The following is a 14880-nucleotide window of genomic DNA, read 5'->3' on the forward strand; positions in this document are numbered from 1 at the left end:
AGAGCTACCCGAAGGCTGATCCGCACGGGCAGGAAGGTCGTTCGGTGGGTCTTGCCCGGGAGGGACGTCGCCGTCAAGGTCGCTTTGCATGCGCAAGGCGGGCCTGTTGTCGCGATGACATAAATCCTTCTAATTGCCGAAGATACGGCCGAAGAATCCGCCAATGCCTCCCTGGCCGCCATTGCCGCGATGCGGCCGTGATGGACCGGTCTGCGTGCGGTCGCCGTCGCGGTTGAGAATCCAGTCGCGATATTGCGCATCGCCCCCGGGTCCCGCGGCCGAAGGCTGTCCCGCCCCAGGGTTTTGCGCGATCGCAGGGCTGTAGAGCCCCTCGCCCGGCAAGGCCTCCACCGCAACGCCGCGATGCGCCGCATTCATGAAATCCGCCCAGATCATCGACGGCAGATTGCCGCCCGAAGCCTTCTTGGTCGGCGAATTGTCATCATTGCCAACCCAGACACCCGCCGTCAGATTGGCCGTGTAACCGACGAACCAGGCATCGCGCCAATCCTGGCTGGTGCCGGTTTTGCCGCCGGCGGGCCAGCCGGGGATCTGGGCCTTGCGCCCGGTCCCGATCTCCAGCGTCGCCTTCATCATCTCGTTCATCATCGCGACGGTGTGCAGATCCACGACACGTCCGAGCCCCGGGCTGGAGCGCTGGAAGAGCGTTTTTCCGTCATCGGTGACGACACGTTCGATCGCGTGCGGGAGGACGGCGAAACCGCCATTGGCGAGCGGCGCATAAGCACCCGTCAGTTCCAACAGGCTCACTTCCGACGTTCCGAGAGCGATCGTGGCATTGGCCTTGAGGTCGGAGCTGATGCCCATCCGGTGGGCCGTCGCGACGACGTTCTGCGGTCCGACTTCGGCCGCAAGCTGCGCGGCGACCGTATTCAGCGAGCGGGCGAGCGCCGTCTTCAGCGTCACCGGCCCTTCGTATTTGTTGGAATAATTGTGCGGCTCCCAATTGCCGATCCGCACCGGCTTGTCGACGCGCACCGTCTCCGGCCTGAGACCCTGTTCGAGCGCTGTCAGGTAGACGAAGGGTTTGAAGGAGGAGCCGGGCTGGCGCTTCGCCTGAACCGCGCGGTTGAACTGACTCTTGTCGTAGGAACGCCCGCCGACCATGGCACGGATCGCCCCGGTTCCGTCGAGCGCCACCAGAGCCCCCTGATGCACGCCGTATTTGTCGCCGTTCGCCTTCAGGCCTTCGACAAGCGCCGACTCCGCCTCGCGCTCCAGCGAGAGATCGATGGTGGTGTAGACCGTGACGTCCTCGTCGATCGCACCGACATAGGAGGGGAGCCGATCCATGACGAAATCGGCAACGTAGTTTTCCGCATGAACGCGATGGCGCGAGGCGATGCGGGGCGGGTTCTCCTTGGCGTGCTTCGCCTGCGCGGCGGTGACGAAGCCTTCGCGCGCCATCGCATCGAGGACGAGGCGGGCCCGCGCCTCGGCCGCGTCGAAATTGCGGTCCGGCTGGTAATGCGACGGTGCCTTGACGAGACCCGCCAGCATCGCGGCTTCCGCCAGGTTGAGATTGCTCGAATCCTTGGCGAAGAAGCGATGGGCCGCCGCATCGACGCCATAGGCGCCCCCGCCGAAATAGACCCGGTTCAGATACATCTCCAGGATTTCGCCCTTGGAGTATTTGTGCTCCAGCCAGAGCGCCAGAAGCATTTCCTGAATCTTTCGCCGGATCGAGCGTTCGGGCGTCAGGAACATGTTCTTGGCAAGCTGCTGGGTGAGCGTCGAGCCGCCCTGCACGACACCGCCGGAGACGAGATTGCGCACGACCGCGCGGGAAAGACCGATCGGATCGACGCCGAAATGCTGGCGGAAGCGATGATCCTCGATCGCGATGACCGCCTCGGGCACATAATCGGGAAGTTCGGCGAGCCTGACCGCCTGGCCGCCGGTGTCACCCCGATTGCCGATGAGGGCGCCATCGACAGCGAGAATGCGCACATTGGGCGGCCGCTCCGGCACCCGCCATTCCGACGTCGGCGGCATCTGGACGCCATACCAGGCAATGATGCCGACGACGGCGATCAAGCCCCACACGGCCAGAACCGACCCCCAGTAGACCGTCCGCCTCAGAAATCCGCCGCCCGATCCGCGCGCCTTTCTTCTGCGGGGCGCGGAGGAACGGCTTTTTGCCGTCTTGGCTTTCGGTTTGCGCTGCGACGTCCCGCCGGCCGGCCGGTCGCGCGCCTCCACGCGGATGCCACCGCTCTCGCGGAGCCGCGGCTCGACGCGCTGCTTTGCCTTCCGCCCCGCCATCAGATGTCCTGCACTGCCATAAGGATCCGGTGTAACGCTAAAAGCGGCAATTTAAGGCCGGGTTAACCACCACCTTAAGGCTCTCATCACGCAGCAAGATCGGCCACGACGGCATCGAGGACGACGAGACCGGCAGGCGTCGCGCGCAGACGGCCGTCCGGCTCCAGCTGCATCATGCCGTGCTCCACGAGGTCGTGGATCCGGCTTTCCTGCAGCGGGCGGCCGGCAAGCGCCTGATAACGCGCAAGATCGATGCCCTCGACGAGACGCAGCCCCATAACGAGGAGCTCGTCCGCCTCCTCCTCCAGGCTCAGAAGGCGATCTTCGATCAGGCCGTTGCCCGCTTCTTCGACCCGGCTGCGCCATGTCTCCGGATGCGCCTCCACCACGGTCGCAAAACGCCCACCCTCGCCGCGCACGCGGCCATGGGCGCCGGGACCGACGCCAACCCATTCGCCATAGCGCCAGTAGGTGAGGTTGTGACGGCTTTCCGCCCCCGGCCGCGCATGGTTGGAGATTTCGTAGGCCGGCAGGCCGGCGGCAATCATCATCTCCTGCGTCAGCTCGTAGAAATCGGCCGAAGCGTCGGGATCGGGCAACGTGAGCTTGCCGGCCTGATGGAGGGCCGCAAACGGCGTGCCCGGCTCGATCGTCAGCTGATAAAGAGACAGATGATCGGCCGCAAAGCCGATGGCCTCGCCGAGCTCGCGCCGCCAATCCTCAAGCGACTGGTTCGAGCGCGCATAAATGAGGTCGAAGGAGAGGCGTGGAAAGATCTCGCGGGCGAGTTCGACAGCTGCGAGCGCCTCGGCGCGGTTGTGCAGCCGGCCGAGCGCCTTCAGCGATGCGTCGTCGAGGGCCTGCACGCCGAGCGAGACCCGGTTCACCCCCTCTTTGCGATAGCCGCGGAAGCGTTCCGCCTCGACACTCGAAGGATTGGCCTCGAGGGTAATTTCAGCATTTTCCGCAACCGTCCAGTTCGCGGCGATCGCCTCGAGAAGCGCTGCGACCGTCGCCGGCTCCATCAAGGACGGTGTGCCGCCACCGAAGAAGATGCTCGTCACCCGCCGCCCGCGCGTGCGTTCGGCAAAAAAGCCGAGCTCGCGACGGAAAGCCGAAACGAAGGCCGCCTGGTCCACCTTCTGGTGCCGCACATGCGAGTTGAAGTCGCAATACGGGCATTTGGCCGCGCAGAAGGGCCAATGCAGATAGATGCCGAATTCCGTCTCCGCGGCCGGGATCATGCAGCATCAGCCTCCGTTGAGACCGAGACAGGCAACGGCGAACGCTTCGAACGCACGCGCCCGATGCGAAAGCGGATTGCGTTCACCGGGCTTCCAGCCGTGTTTTTCTTCCGCACTCATCTCGCCGAAGGTGCGCTCATGGCCCTCCGGCTGAAACATCGGATCGTAACCGAAGCCATGTTCGCCGCGCGGCGGCCACACCAGCGTGCCCTCCACTTTTCCTTCAAAGCTCTCCACCACCCCATCGGGCAAAGCGAGCGCCAGGACGCAGACGAAGGCTCCGCCGCGGGCCTCGGGCATCACCGCCCCCTGCATCTGAAGCTTCTCCTCGATGTTGCGCATCGCCTGGGCAAAGTCCTTGTCCGGCCCTGCCCAGCGGGCGGAATAGATGCCGGGATCGCCGTTCAGCGCATCGACCGTGAGGCCGGAATCATCGGCAAGTGCGGGAAGGCCCGCGGCGTCGCAGGCGGTGCGTGCCTTCAAAATCGCGTTCTCGGCGAAGGTCGAGCCGGTTTCCTCCGGCTCGATCAGACCGAGATCGGCCGCGGAATGAACCGTGAAGCCGAACGGGTCGAGGAGCGCCCGGATCTCGGCCACCTTGCCGGGATTGTGGCTCGCAACGACGAGAGGTCCGGGCTCCAAGGCCAGTTTCAACATCACTCGACCGCCATCTTCTGCAAATCGACGAGACGGCCGATACCTTTGCGCGCCAGGCCCATGAGGGCGATAAGCTCTTCCTCGCTGAAGGGCTTGCCCTCCGCCGTCGCCTGCACTTCGACGAGATTGCCGCTGCCGGTGATGACGAAGTTCGCATCCGTTTCCGCGTCGGAATCTTCCGCATAATCGAGATCGAGCACCGGCTCGCCGCGATAGATGCCGCAAGAGATCGCCGCCACATGGTCGGTGAGGACCGGAGCCTTGACGATGTCGCGGGCGCGCATCCATTCGAGCGCGTCGTGCAGCGCCACCCAGGCACCGGTGATCGCCGCGGTGCGCGTTCCGCCATCGGCCTGGATGACGTCGCAATCGACGGTGATCTGGCGCTCGCCGAGAGCCTTCAGATCGACGACCGCGCGCAATGAGCGGCCGATCAGGCGCTGGATTTCCATGGTGCGGCCGCCCTGCTTGCCCTGGCTCGCCTCGCGGCGCATGCGATCGCCGGTCGAGCGCGGCAGCATACCATATTCGGCCGTCACCCAGCCGCGGCCACCGCCGCGCAGCCACGGCGGCACCTGCTCGGCGACACTTGCCAGACACATCACCTGCGTGTCGCCGAAGCGAACGAGGCACGATCCTTCCGCATATTTCGAAACCCGGCGCTCAAGCGAGACGGCGCGCATCTCCTCGGCGGCCCGTCGCGATGGGCGCATGAAATCCTCCTTCAAGAATGTGGGCCCTGTTACGCATTCCATCCGCCGACGGCAAGGCGAGTGCCTTGCGTGATGCCCTCGACGAAGCAATATGAGGCATCAAAGGTGCCCCCGGCACCGGGGAATGTCCCATGATGAAATCGGAAATGCTGACAGCTTTGGACGACCGTTCGCGGGAGATCTTTCGGCGCATCGTCGAGAGCTACCTGGAACGCGGCGAGCCGGTCGGCTCGCGCAACATCAGCCGCCTTCTGTCGACAGCCTTGTCGCCGGCGTCCGTGCGCAATGTCATGTCGGACCTGGAATCCATGGGTCTCGTCTTTGCGCCGCATACGAGCGCCGGACGCATGCCCACGGAGATGGGCCTCAGGTTCTTCATCGATTCGTTTCTGGAGGTCGGCGGCCTCAGCGACAGCGAGCGGCAGGCGATCGAGAAGCAGGTGCGCACCGGCGATGGCGAAAAGAGCGTCGAATCGCTGCTGACGGAGGCGAGCCAGACCTTGTCGGGCCTGTCGGAAGGCGCCGGCGTGGTCGTTGCCGCCAAACAGGATCTGCGGCTCAAACACATCGAATTCGTGCGCATCGAACAGGATCGGGCGCTCGTCGTTCTCGTCGCCGATGACGGCACGGTGGAAAACCGCGTCGTCACGGTGCCGCGCGGCCTGCCGACCTCGGCCCTGACGGAAGCCTCCAACTATCTCAACGCCCATATCCGCGGGCGCACGCTGGCGGAAGCGCGCGCCGAGCTCGAGCGCAAGCGCGAAGAGCGCCGGCAGGCCATCGACGCCCTGTCGGAGACGATTATTTCGGAGGGGCTGGCGCAATGGTCGGGCCCGGCACAGGAGCCGGCGACCCTCATCGTGCGCGGCCGATCCAAGCTTTTGACGGATCTCAGGGCGATCGAGGACCTGGAGCGCATCCGGATCCTCTTCGACGACCTTGAGACCAAGACGGACATCATCCAGCTCCTCAACCTGACGGAAGAAGGCGAAGGAGTGCGCATTTTCATCGGCTCGGAGAACAAATTGTTTTCGCTCTCCGGCTCATCCCTCGTCGTGGCGCCTTTCCGAGACAGCGGAGAACGCGTCGTGGGGGTGCTCGGCGTGATCGGCCCGACCCGACTGAACTATGCTCGCGTCATTCCCGTGGTCGATTACACGGCGCAGCTGATGACGCAGCTCATTCGCCGCTGAGAATGCGTGATTAGACATAGGTTGCGGGCCTGCGGGTTGATTTTCCCCGTGTGAGCCCTGATATGCCGCTCGACTTGAGATCACCTACGAGAGATCGAAGCTTCGCGATGGATACCGAAAAGCGTAACACCGAAACCAACGAAGCGCCGAGACAGGACAACGAGCCGCCGCTTGGCGCTGGCGCCGAATTTGCTATGGACGCCGCAGAGGCAGACGCCGCCGCGCAGGCCGCCGAGGACGCCGCCGCACAGGAGAGTGTGGAAGAGCTGATCGCCCGGCTGGAGGCGGAGAAATCCGACCTCACGGACCGGCTTTTGCGGGCTGCCGCCGAGGCGGAGAATCTTCGCCGGCGCGCCGCCCGCGACGTGCAGGACGCGCGTCGCTATGCCATGACCAAATTCGCGACCGACATGCTGCAGGTCGGCGACAATCTGCGCCGTGCGCTGGGTGCCGTCGACGAAAAGGCCTGGGGCACGGAAGATCCGGAGCTGAAGGCGCTGCTCGAAGGCGTGCAGATGACGGCGCGCGAGCTCGACCGCATTCTGGAGCGCCATGAGGTCGTGATGATCCCGGCGATGGGCGAACGGTTCGATCCGCATCGCCATCAGGCGATGTTCGAGGTCCCGGACCCGAGCGTGCCGGCCGGCACCATCGTGCAGGTCGCCCAGGACGGCTACATGATCGGCGACCGGGTTCTGCGTGCGGCCCTCGTCGGCGTCGCCAAAGGCGGACCGACCCCAGACAAGGCCGCCAATCAGGCGCCGAAGCCCGAGGCGCAGTAAGCGCCATTCCCACCGGATTTGACCAATGCGCCTCCTCGCAAGAGGGGGCGTTTTTCTTTGTGCAGCGTCAGGTGGCGCGACCCACGCTCGGCAGTGTTGCCGGCCGAAAGGCCTGCACAAATCCTTGCCCGGCACGCTGAAGGCTTGACCCGCCGCCGGCTTTCCTGCCTTTCGGGAGGCGGAGGCGACATGGACGATCAAGCAGCACTTTTTTCCATCATCAAGGAACGTTCCTTCCGCCAGGGCGGCGAGTTCACGCTCGTCTCGGGGCGCAAGAGCACGATCTACTTCAACCTGAAACCGACGATGCTCGATCCGGAAGGCGCACGCCTCATCGGTGCGGCCGTCGCGGCGAAAGCGCACGAATTGAAGCTCGTCTATGTCGGCGGGCTCGCCATGGGTGCCGTGCCGCTCGTCTCGGCGACGGCGGCGATGAGCGCGGTTGCCGGCACGCCGGTGAAGGCGATCTTCGTGCGCAAGGAAGCGAAGGGCCATGGCACACAGAGCCAGATCGAAGGGCTCGCGGAAGGCGAGAGCCTCACAGGTCAGTCCCTTCTCGTCGTCGAAGACGTCACCACCACCGGTGGATCGGCCATACAGGCGATTTCGATCCTGCGCGAGGCCGGCGCCCAGGTGGAGCACGTGTTGACGCTCGTCGATCGGCAGGAAGGTGCGGAAGACACCTTCCGTCAGGCCGGCATCACGCTCCACGCTCTCTTCCGCAAGAGCGATTTCGGCAAGGATCTGGCATAGGCGCCTACGAGGGCGAACCTATTCGCCCTTCGTCACCCGCCGCAGCGTCAGATTGATCCGCCCGCCTTTCGGCAAAAGCGTCGAGGTGCCGGCGATGATCCGGTCGACACCGTGGAAGGCGAGACGCGCCTCCCCGCCCAGAACCAGCGCGTCACCGGATTTCAGGCGCAGCGAACGGGTCGGATCCTTGCGGCTGTGTCCGCCAATGCGGAACACGGCCTCGTCACCGAGCGACAGCGACACGACGGGTGCTGCGAGATCCTCTTCGTCGCGGTCCTGGTGCAGCCCCATGCGCGTTCCCGACGCATAGAAATTGACGAGGCAGGCTTCCGGCGGCCTCGAATAGCCGCCGAGTTCCGCCCAGGCATCCAGAAGAGCCTGTGGGATCGCGGGCCATGGCCGACCCGTCTCGGGATGCGTCGGCTGGTAGCGATAGCCAGCGCGGTCGGACACCCAGCCGAGCGTCCCGCAATTCGTCATGCGCACCGAGAAGGGCTTGCCGGAACGCGGCATGACGGGCGTGTAGAAGGGTGCCTCTTTCAGGAGCGCACGCAGATCTTCGACGAGCTGCTCCTGCGCGCCCCGGTCGAGGAAGCCTGGCGCCAATTTGAAACCCTCAAGAGCTGTCATGCCGAATCTTTCAATCCAGACCTTCTGCGTTTTCAAACGCTTGCCAGCAAGCACGAGACGCTGCGACAGCGGTCTCATCAATATCTCGGTCGGCCGCACGGCTTGTGCAACCTCAGGGCCCTTCTTACTTGCGGCTCCGAAACCCCCTTCTTATATGACCGTCAACGCGCGGCGGAGAGCCAGCGCGAAAGGTTTTCGAACGTCAGACCATGGGGGCTGGTGAAGGCGTTTTGCCTCGTGCGGATGCCAGAAGGGGTCCGGCCGGCCTGCCGACAAAGGAGTGATTGAACATGGCGAAAGTCATCGGCATTGACCTCGGCACGACGAATTCGTGCATCGCCGTCATGGACGGCAAGAATCCTAAAGTCATTGAGAATTCCGAGGGCGCGCGCACCACGCCGTCCATGGTGGCTTTCACCGAGGACGACGAGCGCCTCGTCGGCCAGCCGGCAAAGCGCCAGGCCGTCACCAACCCGCAGCGCACCGTCTTCGCCGTCAAGCGCCTGATCGGCCGGCGCTTCGACGATCCGACCGTTGCCAAGGATCAGAAGCTCGTTCCCTACAAGATCGTGCGCGCCGACAATGGCGATGCATGGGTCGAAGCGAACAGCGAGAAATATTCGCCGTCGCAGATCTCGGCCATGATCCTGCAGAAGATGCGCGAAACGGCGGAAAGCTATCTCGGCGAGAAGGTCGAGAAGGCCGTCATCACCGTTCCGGCCTACTTCAACGACGCGCAGCGCCAGGCGACCAAGGACGCCGGCAAGATTGCGGGTCTGGAAGTTCTGCGCATCATCAACGAGCCGACGGCGGCCGCCCTCGCCTACGGCCTCGACAAGAACGACGGCAAGACCATCGCCGTCTATGACCTCGGCGGCGGCACCTTCGATATCTCGGTGCTGGAAATCGGCGACGGCGTGTTCGAAGTGAAGTCGACGAACGGCGACACCTTCCTCGGCGGCGAGGATTTCGACATGCGCCTCGTCGATTATCTCGCCGACGAGTTCAAGAAAGAGCAGGGCATCGACCTCAGGAACGACCCGCTCGCACTGCAGCGCCTCAAGGAAGCCGCGGAGAAGGCGAAGATCGAGCTTTCTTCTTCGCAGCAGACCGAGGTGAACCTGCCCTACATCACCGCCGATTCGTCGGGCCCGAAGCATCTCACCATGAAACTCTCGCGCGCCAAGTTCGAGAGCCTGGTGGATGACCTCGTGCAGCGCACGGTCGACCCGGTGAAGGCGGCGCTCAAGGATGCCGGCATCGCGGCCGGCGACATCGATGAGGTGGTTCTCGTCGGTGGCATGACGCGCATGCCGAAAGTCCAGGAAGTGGTGAAGAACCTCTTCGGCAAGGAGCCGCACAAGGGCGTCAATCCGGACGAGGTCGTCGCCATGGGTGCGGCCATTCAGGCCGGCGTGCTGCAGGGCGAGGTGAAGGACGTTCTGCTTCTCGACGTGACGCCTCTGTCGCTCGGCATCGAGACGCTCGGCGGCGTGTTCACGCGCCTCATCGACCGCAACACGACGATCCCGACCAAGAAGAGCCAGGTCTTCTCCACGGCCGAAGACAACCAGAACGCCGTGACGATCCGCGTCTTCCAGGGCGAGCGCGAGATGGCTGCCGACAACAAGATCCTCGGCCAGTTCAATCTCGAGGGCATTCCGCCCGCACCGCGCGGCATGCCGCAGATCGAAGTGACCTTCGACATCGACGCCAACGGCATCGTCAATGTCTCGGCGCACGACAAGGGCACCGGCAAAGAGCAGAAAATCACCATCCAGGCCTCGGGCGGTCTTTCCGACGAGGACATCGACAAGATGGTGAAGGAAGCCGAAGCCAATGCCGACGCCGACAAGAAGCGGCGTGAGGTGGTGGAAGCCAAGAACCAGGCCGAAGCCCTCATCCACGGCACCGAGAAGTCGCTGTCTGAGCATGGCGACAAGGTCGACGGCGAAACCAAGCAGGCGATCGAAACCGCGCTTGCCGAGTTGAGGGAAGCCGCCAAGGGCGACGACAAGGCCGACATCGAGGCGAAGTCGCAGGCCCTGGCGATGGCCTCCATGAAACTCGGCGAGGCCGTCTACAAGGCGCAGGAAGAATCCGGTGCCGAAGGCGGTGCGGAAGCCGCCGGCGAGGCCAGCGGCAACAAGGACGAGGATGTGGTCGACGCGGATTTCGAGGAAATCCAGGACGACGACCAGAAAAAGTCCGCGTAACGCCAATGATCGAGAGCCCGAGGCATCGCCTCGGGCTCGTCATTTCCGCCCGGTCCATGGCCATTGCTGCAATCCTCGCCGCGACTTTTCCCTTCCGCTGCACCTCTTGTGCGGATGAAGGGGACAATCGCGCGGGAACGCGGCATCGAGAGCGTCTTAGCTTTCCGTCGGCTTGCCGGGCTGCACGATTTGCAGTGGTAAATAAAGGCAATCGGCGCAACCTGCGCCCGTCTCGCATTGCAGCCGTCCGGCGCGCCCGCTACACGCAGGGAAAGCGCAGCCGCGGCAAACTCGCTTTGCGGCCGGTGGGGGTTGTGCCTTTCGCATCAATCAAGAGGAGCGCCTGAGCCGTGGCCAAGCGCGACTATTACGAAGTTCTGGGCGTGGGCCGAGAGGCCGACGAGAAGGCTCTCAAATCAGCCTTTCGCAAAATGGCCATGCAATACCATCCGGATCGCAATCCGGGTGATGAAGAGGCCGAGCACCGCTTCAAAGAAATCGGCGAAGCCTACGAGGTGCTGCGCGACCCGCAAAAGCGCGCCGCCTACGACCGCTTCGGCCATCAGGCCTTCGAGAATGGGGGCTTCGGGCGCGGTGGCGGCGCCGGTGCCGGGGCTGCGGGCTTCGGCTCCTTCTCCGACATTTTCGACGATATTTTCGGGGAGTTCATGGCCGGCGGGCGCCGCTCCGGCGGACGCGAGCGCGGGTCGGATCTCCGATACAATCTCGAAGTCACGCTCGAAGAGGCGTTCAACGGCAAGACGGTGGAGATCGAAGTTCCGACCTCCGTCACCTGTGACATCTGCTCGGGTTCCGGCGCGAAGCCCGGCTCTTCGCCGACCACCTGCCCGACCTGCCGCGGCGCCGGACGCATCCGCGCCACGCAGGGTTTCTTCCAGATTCAGCAGACCTGCCCGACCTGCCATGGCCGCGGCACCGTCATTTCCGACCCGTGCAGCAAATGCTCGGGCTCCGGGCGGCTTTCGGAACGGCGGACTCTGTCCGTCAACATTCCAGCCGGCATCGAAGACGGCACCCGCATCCGCCTGGCCGGCGAGGGCGAGGCGGGCCTCAGAGGCGGACCGGCCGGCGACCTCTATATTTTCCTGTCGATCAAGCCGCATGAATTCTTCCAGCGCGACGGAGCCGACATTTTCTGCCGCGTGCCGGTCTCCTTCACCACGGCGGCGCTCGGCGGTCAGTTCGAAGTGCCGACGGTCGAAGGCGGGCGCACGCGCGTCCGGGTGCCGGAGGGAACCCAGACCGGCAAGCAGTTCCGCCTCAAAGGCAAGGGCATGCCGATCCTGCGCTCGCGCAATTTCGGCGACATGTATGTGCAGATCGTCGTCGAAACGCCACAGAACCTGTCGCGGCGGCAACGCGAAATCCTCGAGGAATTCGAAAAGGCGCAGTCGGAGGACAACAATCCCGAATCTACGGGTTTCTTCGCCCGGGTGAAGGATTTTCTGGAATCCCTCGGCGACACATAAGTTTCATGGAAATGCCTGAAACGGGGGAAGCGGCGCATTACTTTATGAGTGCCGTGACAAGAGCATGAAAGGTCGAAAAATGGTCCAAACGGGGACGCCTTTAGCGGAACGGATCGAAGACGAATTCCGCTTCTTCAAGACTTGGGCCCAACGCCCTTTAAAAATGGGGGCGGTGTCGCCGTCCAGTCGCGCCTTCGCCCGCATGATGATCAAGCACGGCCGGCCCGATCCGGAAGGCTGGACATTGGAACTCGGGCCCGGCACCGGCGTCATCACCGAGGAGCTCATCCGCTCCGGCATTCCGCAGGAACGCCTCGTCTGCGTGGAGTTCGAGCAGCATTTCTATGACCTGCTGAAGAAGCGCTTTCCGAGGGTCAATCTCATCCGCGGCGACGCTTTCGACCTTCAGAACACGCTCGGCGAGTTCGCCGACACCAAGTTTTCCGCCGTCCTGTCCGGCGTGCCCGTGCTCCTCATTCCCGAGGAGAAGCGGCGCCGGTTCATCGAAGACTGCCTGTCGCGCGTGCGCCCTGGCGGAAATCTGACCCAGCTTTCTTATTCCTTCACATCGCCGCAGAAGTCCGTTCCCGGCTCCTTCACGGTGGAGAAGTCGCCGTGGGTGGCCTTCAACCTGCCTCCCGGGCGGGTCTGGATCTTCGAAAAAGAGGCTGCCTGATGGCCATTCGGGTGCTGGTGCTGCCGGGCTCGCTGAGCTCCGGTTCGCTCAACACCCGGCTTGCCGCCGTCGCCACCAAGACGCTCGCCCTTAGGGGTGCGGAGGTGACGCGGGTGTCGCTCGGCGATTACCCTTTGCCGTTCTACGAGGGCGATGTGGACTTGCGGGGCGGTGTCCCGGAGAAAGCCCGCGCCCTCGCCCGGCAATTCCGGGCTCACGATGCCGTCCTGATCGTAAGCCCGGAAGACAATGCCGGCATCCCGGCCGTCTTGAAAAATGCCATCGATTGGATGGGGCGGGAGGACGTGAGGCCCTTCCGCGACCGCGTCTTCGCACTCGCATCGGCGTCGGGCGACCCGTTCGGCGGTCTTTGCGGGCTCCTCGCTCTGCGGCAGGTGCTCGAGGCGAGCGCACTTGGCGCTCTCGTGATCCCCGAGCATTTTCTTTTGCCGGAGGCCGAAAACGCCTTCGACGAGCGTGAGGAGCTGAAGGACCGCGCGGCATCGCGACGCCTCGACGGTGTGCTTCAGGCATTGATGCAGCGTGCGGCTGCGCTCAAGCTCGCGCGTGAAAGCTGAACTGGGCTTCGCCCGATGCAACGCTCGCCGCGTTTCACCGGACCGGCGCGCACATTGAAACCGCGCGACAAAAGCCCCGGACTTCCTGCCGTTTTCGTATCGGTACCGGCTCCGCCAGCTTTTACGAGACAGCTCCGCGCAGGTTCCCTATCGTCAACTGGCGCTCGACAGAGGCCGCGGCCGCGACTTGCTGGCCTCTGCCCACCATGGTAACCGCGCGCCAAGCAACTGATCTTCCACAAGCCGAGAACCGCATGTCCCAGAACGAAGATTTCATCGTCAAAGATCTTTCGCTGGCCGATTGGGGCCGCAAGGAAATCGAAATCGCCGAGACCGAAATGCCGGGCCTCATGGCGCTGCGGGAGGAGTTCGGCGAATCGAAGCCCCTCAAGGGCGCGCGCATCGCCGGCTCGCTGCATATGACGATCCAGACGGCCGTCCTCATCGAGACGCTGGTCGCTCTCGGCGCGGAAGTGCGCTGGGCCTCGTGCAACATCTATTCGACCCAGGACCATGCGGCCGCCGCCATCGCCGCTGCCGGCATCCCGGTCTATGCGATCAAGGGCGAGACGCTTCCCGAATACTGGGATTACGCCGACCGCATCTTCGAGTGGCCGAACGGCGAAACCGCCAACATGATCCTCGACGACGGCGGCGACGCGACGCTTCTCATCCTCCTCGGCGCGCGCGCCAAGAACGACCCGTCCCTCATCTCCGACCCTCAGAACGAAGAGGAAGAGGCGCTCTATGCGGTGATCAAGCGCCGGCTGGAGAAGGACCCCGAGTGGTTCGTGAAGGTGCGGAGCGCCATCCGCGGCGTCTCGGAAGAGACCACGACGGGCGTCATGCGCCTCTACGACCTGCAGCGGAAGGGCCTTCTTCCGTTCCCGGCCTTCAACGTCAACGACAGCGTCACGAAGTCGAAATTCGACAACAAATACGGCTGCCGCGAATCGCTCGTCGACGGCATCCGTCGCGCCACCGACGTGATGATGGCCGGCAAGGTCGCTCTCGTCTGCGGTTACGGCGATGTCGGCAAGGGCTCGGCGCAGTCGCTCAGGGGCGCCGGCGCCCGGGTGAAGGTCACGGAAGTCGACCCGATCTGCGCCCTGCAGGCGGCGATGGACGGCTTTGAGGTCGTCACGCTCGAAGAGGCGGCCCCGGAGGCCGACATCTTCGTCACCGCCACGGGCAACAAGGACGTCATCACGCTCGACCACATGCGCGCCATGAAGGACATGGCGATCGTCGGCAATATCGGTCACTTCGACAACGAAATTCAGGTCAGCGCACTGCGCAACCTGACATGGACCAATATCAAGCCGCAGGTCGACATGGTTCAGTTCCCGGACGGCAAGCGGATGATCCTCTTGTCGCAGGGGCGCCTCCTCAATCTCGGCAACGCCACCGGCCATCCGAGCTTCGTCATGTCCGCCTCGTTCACCAACCAGGTGCTGGCGCAAATCGAGCTGTGGACGAAGTCGGAAAAGTACGAGAACCAGGTCTACGTGCTGCCCAAGCATCTGGACGAAAAGGTTGCGTCTCTGCACCTCAAGAAGCTCAACATCACGCTGACCAAACTGCGGCCGGACCAGGCGGACTATATCGGCGTCTCGCCGGAAGGGCCGTTCAAGGCCGACCATTACCGCTACTGATTCGTTT

At 64.1% G+C, this 14880-nt stretch carries 13 protein-coding genes; 8 read left to right on the forward strand and 5 right to left on the reverse strand.

Going from position 1 to position 14880, the window contains the following annotated elements:
• Positions 1 to 129: 129 nt before the first annotated feature.
• From ACK8CP_RS14870 to rph, 4 genes are all read right to left on the reverse strand, one after another.
• On the reverse strand, positions 130 to 2286 hold the full coding sequence (locus tag ACK8CP_RS14870) for a transglycosylase domain-containing protein (RefSeq protein ID WP_414832341.1): 2157 nt from the start codon (positions 2284 to 2286) through the stop codon (positions 130 to 132).
• Between the two features lie 86 nt (positions 2287 to 2372).
• Positions 2373 to 3530, reverse strand: coding sequence for a radical SAM family heme chaperone HemW (gene hemW / locus ACK8CP_RS14875; protein ID WP_414832342.1), 1158 nt, complete (start codon positions 3528 to 3530; stop codon positions 2373 to 2375).
• A 6-nt stretch (positions 3531 to 3536) separates the two neighbouring features.
• A complete protein-coding gene (gene rdgB, locus ACK8CP_RS14880) occupies positions 3537 to 4187 on the reverse strand; it encodes an RdgB/HAM1 family non-canonical purine NTP pyrophosphatase (RefSeq protein ID WP_414832343.1) in 651 nt (216 codons plus the stop codon).
• Positions 4187 to 4900 carry a ribonuclease PH gene (gene rph, locus ACK8CP_RS14885; RefSeq protein ID WP_234629950.1) on the reverse strand — a complete coding sequence of 238 codons (714 nt, stop codon included), beginning with the start codon at positions 4898 to 4900 and terminating at the stop codon, positions 4187 to 4189. The genes rdgB and rph overlap by 1 nt, the downstream gene beginning before the upstream one ends.
• Positions 4901 to 5031: 131 nt before the next feature.
• Between rph and hrcA the strand changes: the two genes are divergently transcribed.
• The 3 genes from hrcA (at position 5032) to pyrE (ending at position 7628) form a co-directional block, all read left to right on the forward strand.
• On the forward strand, positions 5032 to 6093 hold the full coding sequence (hrcA, locus tag ACK8CP_RS14890) for a heat-inducible transcriptional repressor HrcA (RefSeq protein WP_234629951.1): 1062 nt from the start codon (positions 5032 to 5034) through the stop codon (positions 6091 to 6093).
• A 107-nt stretch (positions 6094 to 6200) separates the two neighbouring features.
• Positions 6201 to 6875 (forward strand): nucleotide exchange factor GrpE, encoded by a 675-nt coding sequence (grpE, locus tag ACK8CP_RS14895; protein WP_234629952.1) that lies wholly within the window; start codon positions 6201 to 6203, stop codon positions 6873 to 6875.
• Between the two features lie 189 nt (positions 6876 to 7064).
• Positions 7065 to 7628, forward strand: a complete 564-nt coding sequence (gene pyrE, locus ACK8CP_RS14900; RefSeq protein ID WP_414832344.1) for an orotate phosphoribosyltransferase — start codon at positions 7065 to 7067, stop codon at positions 7626 to 7628.
• 18 nt (positions 7629 to 7646) lie between these two features.
• Here pyrE and ACK8CP_RS14905 read toward each other — a convergent pair whose 3' ends face one another.
• Positions 7647 to 8258, reverse strand: coding sequence for an alpha-ketoglutarate-dependent dioxygenase AlkB family protein (locus ACK8CP_RS14905; protein WP_414832345.1), 612 nt, complete (start codon positions 8256 to 8258; stop codon positions 7647 to 7649).
• 290 nt (positions 8259 to 8548) lie between these two features.
• Between ACK8CP_RS14905 and dnaK the strand changes: the two genes are divergently transcribed.
• The 5 genes from dnaK (at position 8549) to ahcY (ending at position 14873) form a co-directional block, all read left to right on the forward strand.
• Positions 8549 to 10474, forward strand: coding sequence for a molecular chaperone DnaK (gene dnaK / locus ACK8CP_RS14910; RefSeq protein ID WP_414832346.1), 1926 nt, complete (start codon positions 8549 to 8551; stop codon positions 10472 to 10474).
• 350 nt (positions 10475 to 10824) lie between these two features.
• Positions 10825 to 11964: a molecular chaperone DnaJ gene (gene dnaJ / locus ACK8CP_RS14915; RefSeq protein WP_234629956.1), complete on the forward strand. Its 1140-nt coding sequence runs from the start codon at positions 10825 to 10827 to the stop codon at positions 11962 to 11964.
• A 172-nt stretch (positions 11965 to 12136) separates the two neighbouring features.
• On the forward strand, positions 12137 to 12640 hold the full coding sequence (locus tag ACK8CP_RS14920; protein WP_234629957.1) for a class I SAM-dependent methyltransferase: 504 nt from the start codon (positions 12137 to 12139) through the stop codon (positions 12638 to 12640).
• A complete protein-coding gene (locus ACK8CP_RS14925; RefSeq protein ID WP_414832347.1) occupies positions 12640 to 13218 on the forward strand; it encodes an NADPH-dependent FMN reductase in 579 nt (192 codons plus the stop codon). Before ACK8CP_RS14920 ends, ACK8CP_RS14925 begins: the two co-directional genes overlap by 1 nt.
• 254 nt (positions 13219 to 13472) lie before the next feature.
• Entirely contained in the window at positions 13473 to 14873 is a 1401-nt protein-coding gene (ahcY, locus tag ACK8CP_RS14930; protein ID WP_234629959.1) for an adenosylhomocysteinase, read from the forward strand.
• The last annotated feature ends 7 nt before the right edge of the window (positions 14874 to 14880 follow it).

Origin of the sequence: Afifella sp. YEN Y35, assembly GCF_047553465.1 — a bacterium.
Taxonomy (GTDB): domain Bacteria; phylum Pseudomonadota; class Alphaproteobacteria; order Rhizobiales; family Afifellaceae; genus Afifella; species Afifella aestuarii.

Bases quoted from the DNA above. Each gene is read 5' to 3' on its own strand.
- ACK8CP_RS14870 (WP_414832341.1), bottom strand. From the start codon at position 2,286: ATGGCGGGGCGGAAGGCAAAGCAGCGCGTCGAGCCGCGGCTCCGCGAG.
- hemW (WP_414832342.1), bottom strand. From the start codon at position 3,530: ATGATCCCGGCCGCGGAGACGGAATTCGGCATCTATCTGCATTGGCCC.
- rdgB (WP_414832343.1), bottom strand. From the start codon at position 4,187: ATGTTGAAACTGGCCTTGGAGCCCGGACCTCTCGTCGTTGCGAGCCAC.
- rph (WP_234629950.1), bottom strand. From the start codon at position 4,900: ATGCGCCCATCGCGACGGGCCGCCGAGGAGATGCGCGCCGTCTCGCTT.
- hrcA (WP_234629951.1), top strand. From the start codon at position 5,032: ATGATGAAATCGGAAATGCTGACAGCTTTGGACGACCGTTCGCGGGAG.
- grpE (WP_234629952.1), top strand. From the start codon at position 6,201: ATGGATACCGAAAAGCGTAACACCGAAACCAACGAAGCGCCGAGACAG.
- pyrE (WP_414832344.1), top strand. From the start codon at position 7,065: ATGGACGATCAAGCAGCACTTTTTTCCATCATCAAGGAACGTTCCTTC.
- ACK8CP_RS14905 (WP_414832345.1), bottom strand. From the start codon at position 8,258: ATGACAGCTCTTGAGGGTTTCAAATTGGCGCCAGGCTTCCTCGACCGG.
- dnaK (WP_414832346.1), top strand. From the start codon at position 8,549: ATGGCGAAAGTCATCGGCATTGACCTCGGCACGACGAATTCGTGCATC.
- ACK8CP_RS14925 (WP_414832347.1), top strand. From the start codon at position 12,640: ATGGCCATTCGGGTGCTGGTGCTGCCGGGCTCGCTGAGCTCCGGTTCG.
- ahcY (WP_234629959.1), top strand. From the start codon at position 13,473: ATGTCCCAGAACGAAGATTTCATCGTCAAAGATCTTTCGCTGGCCGAT.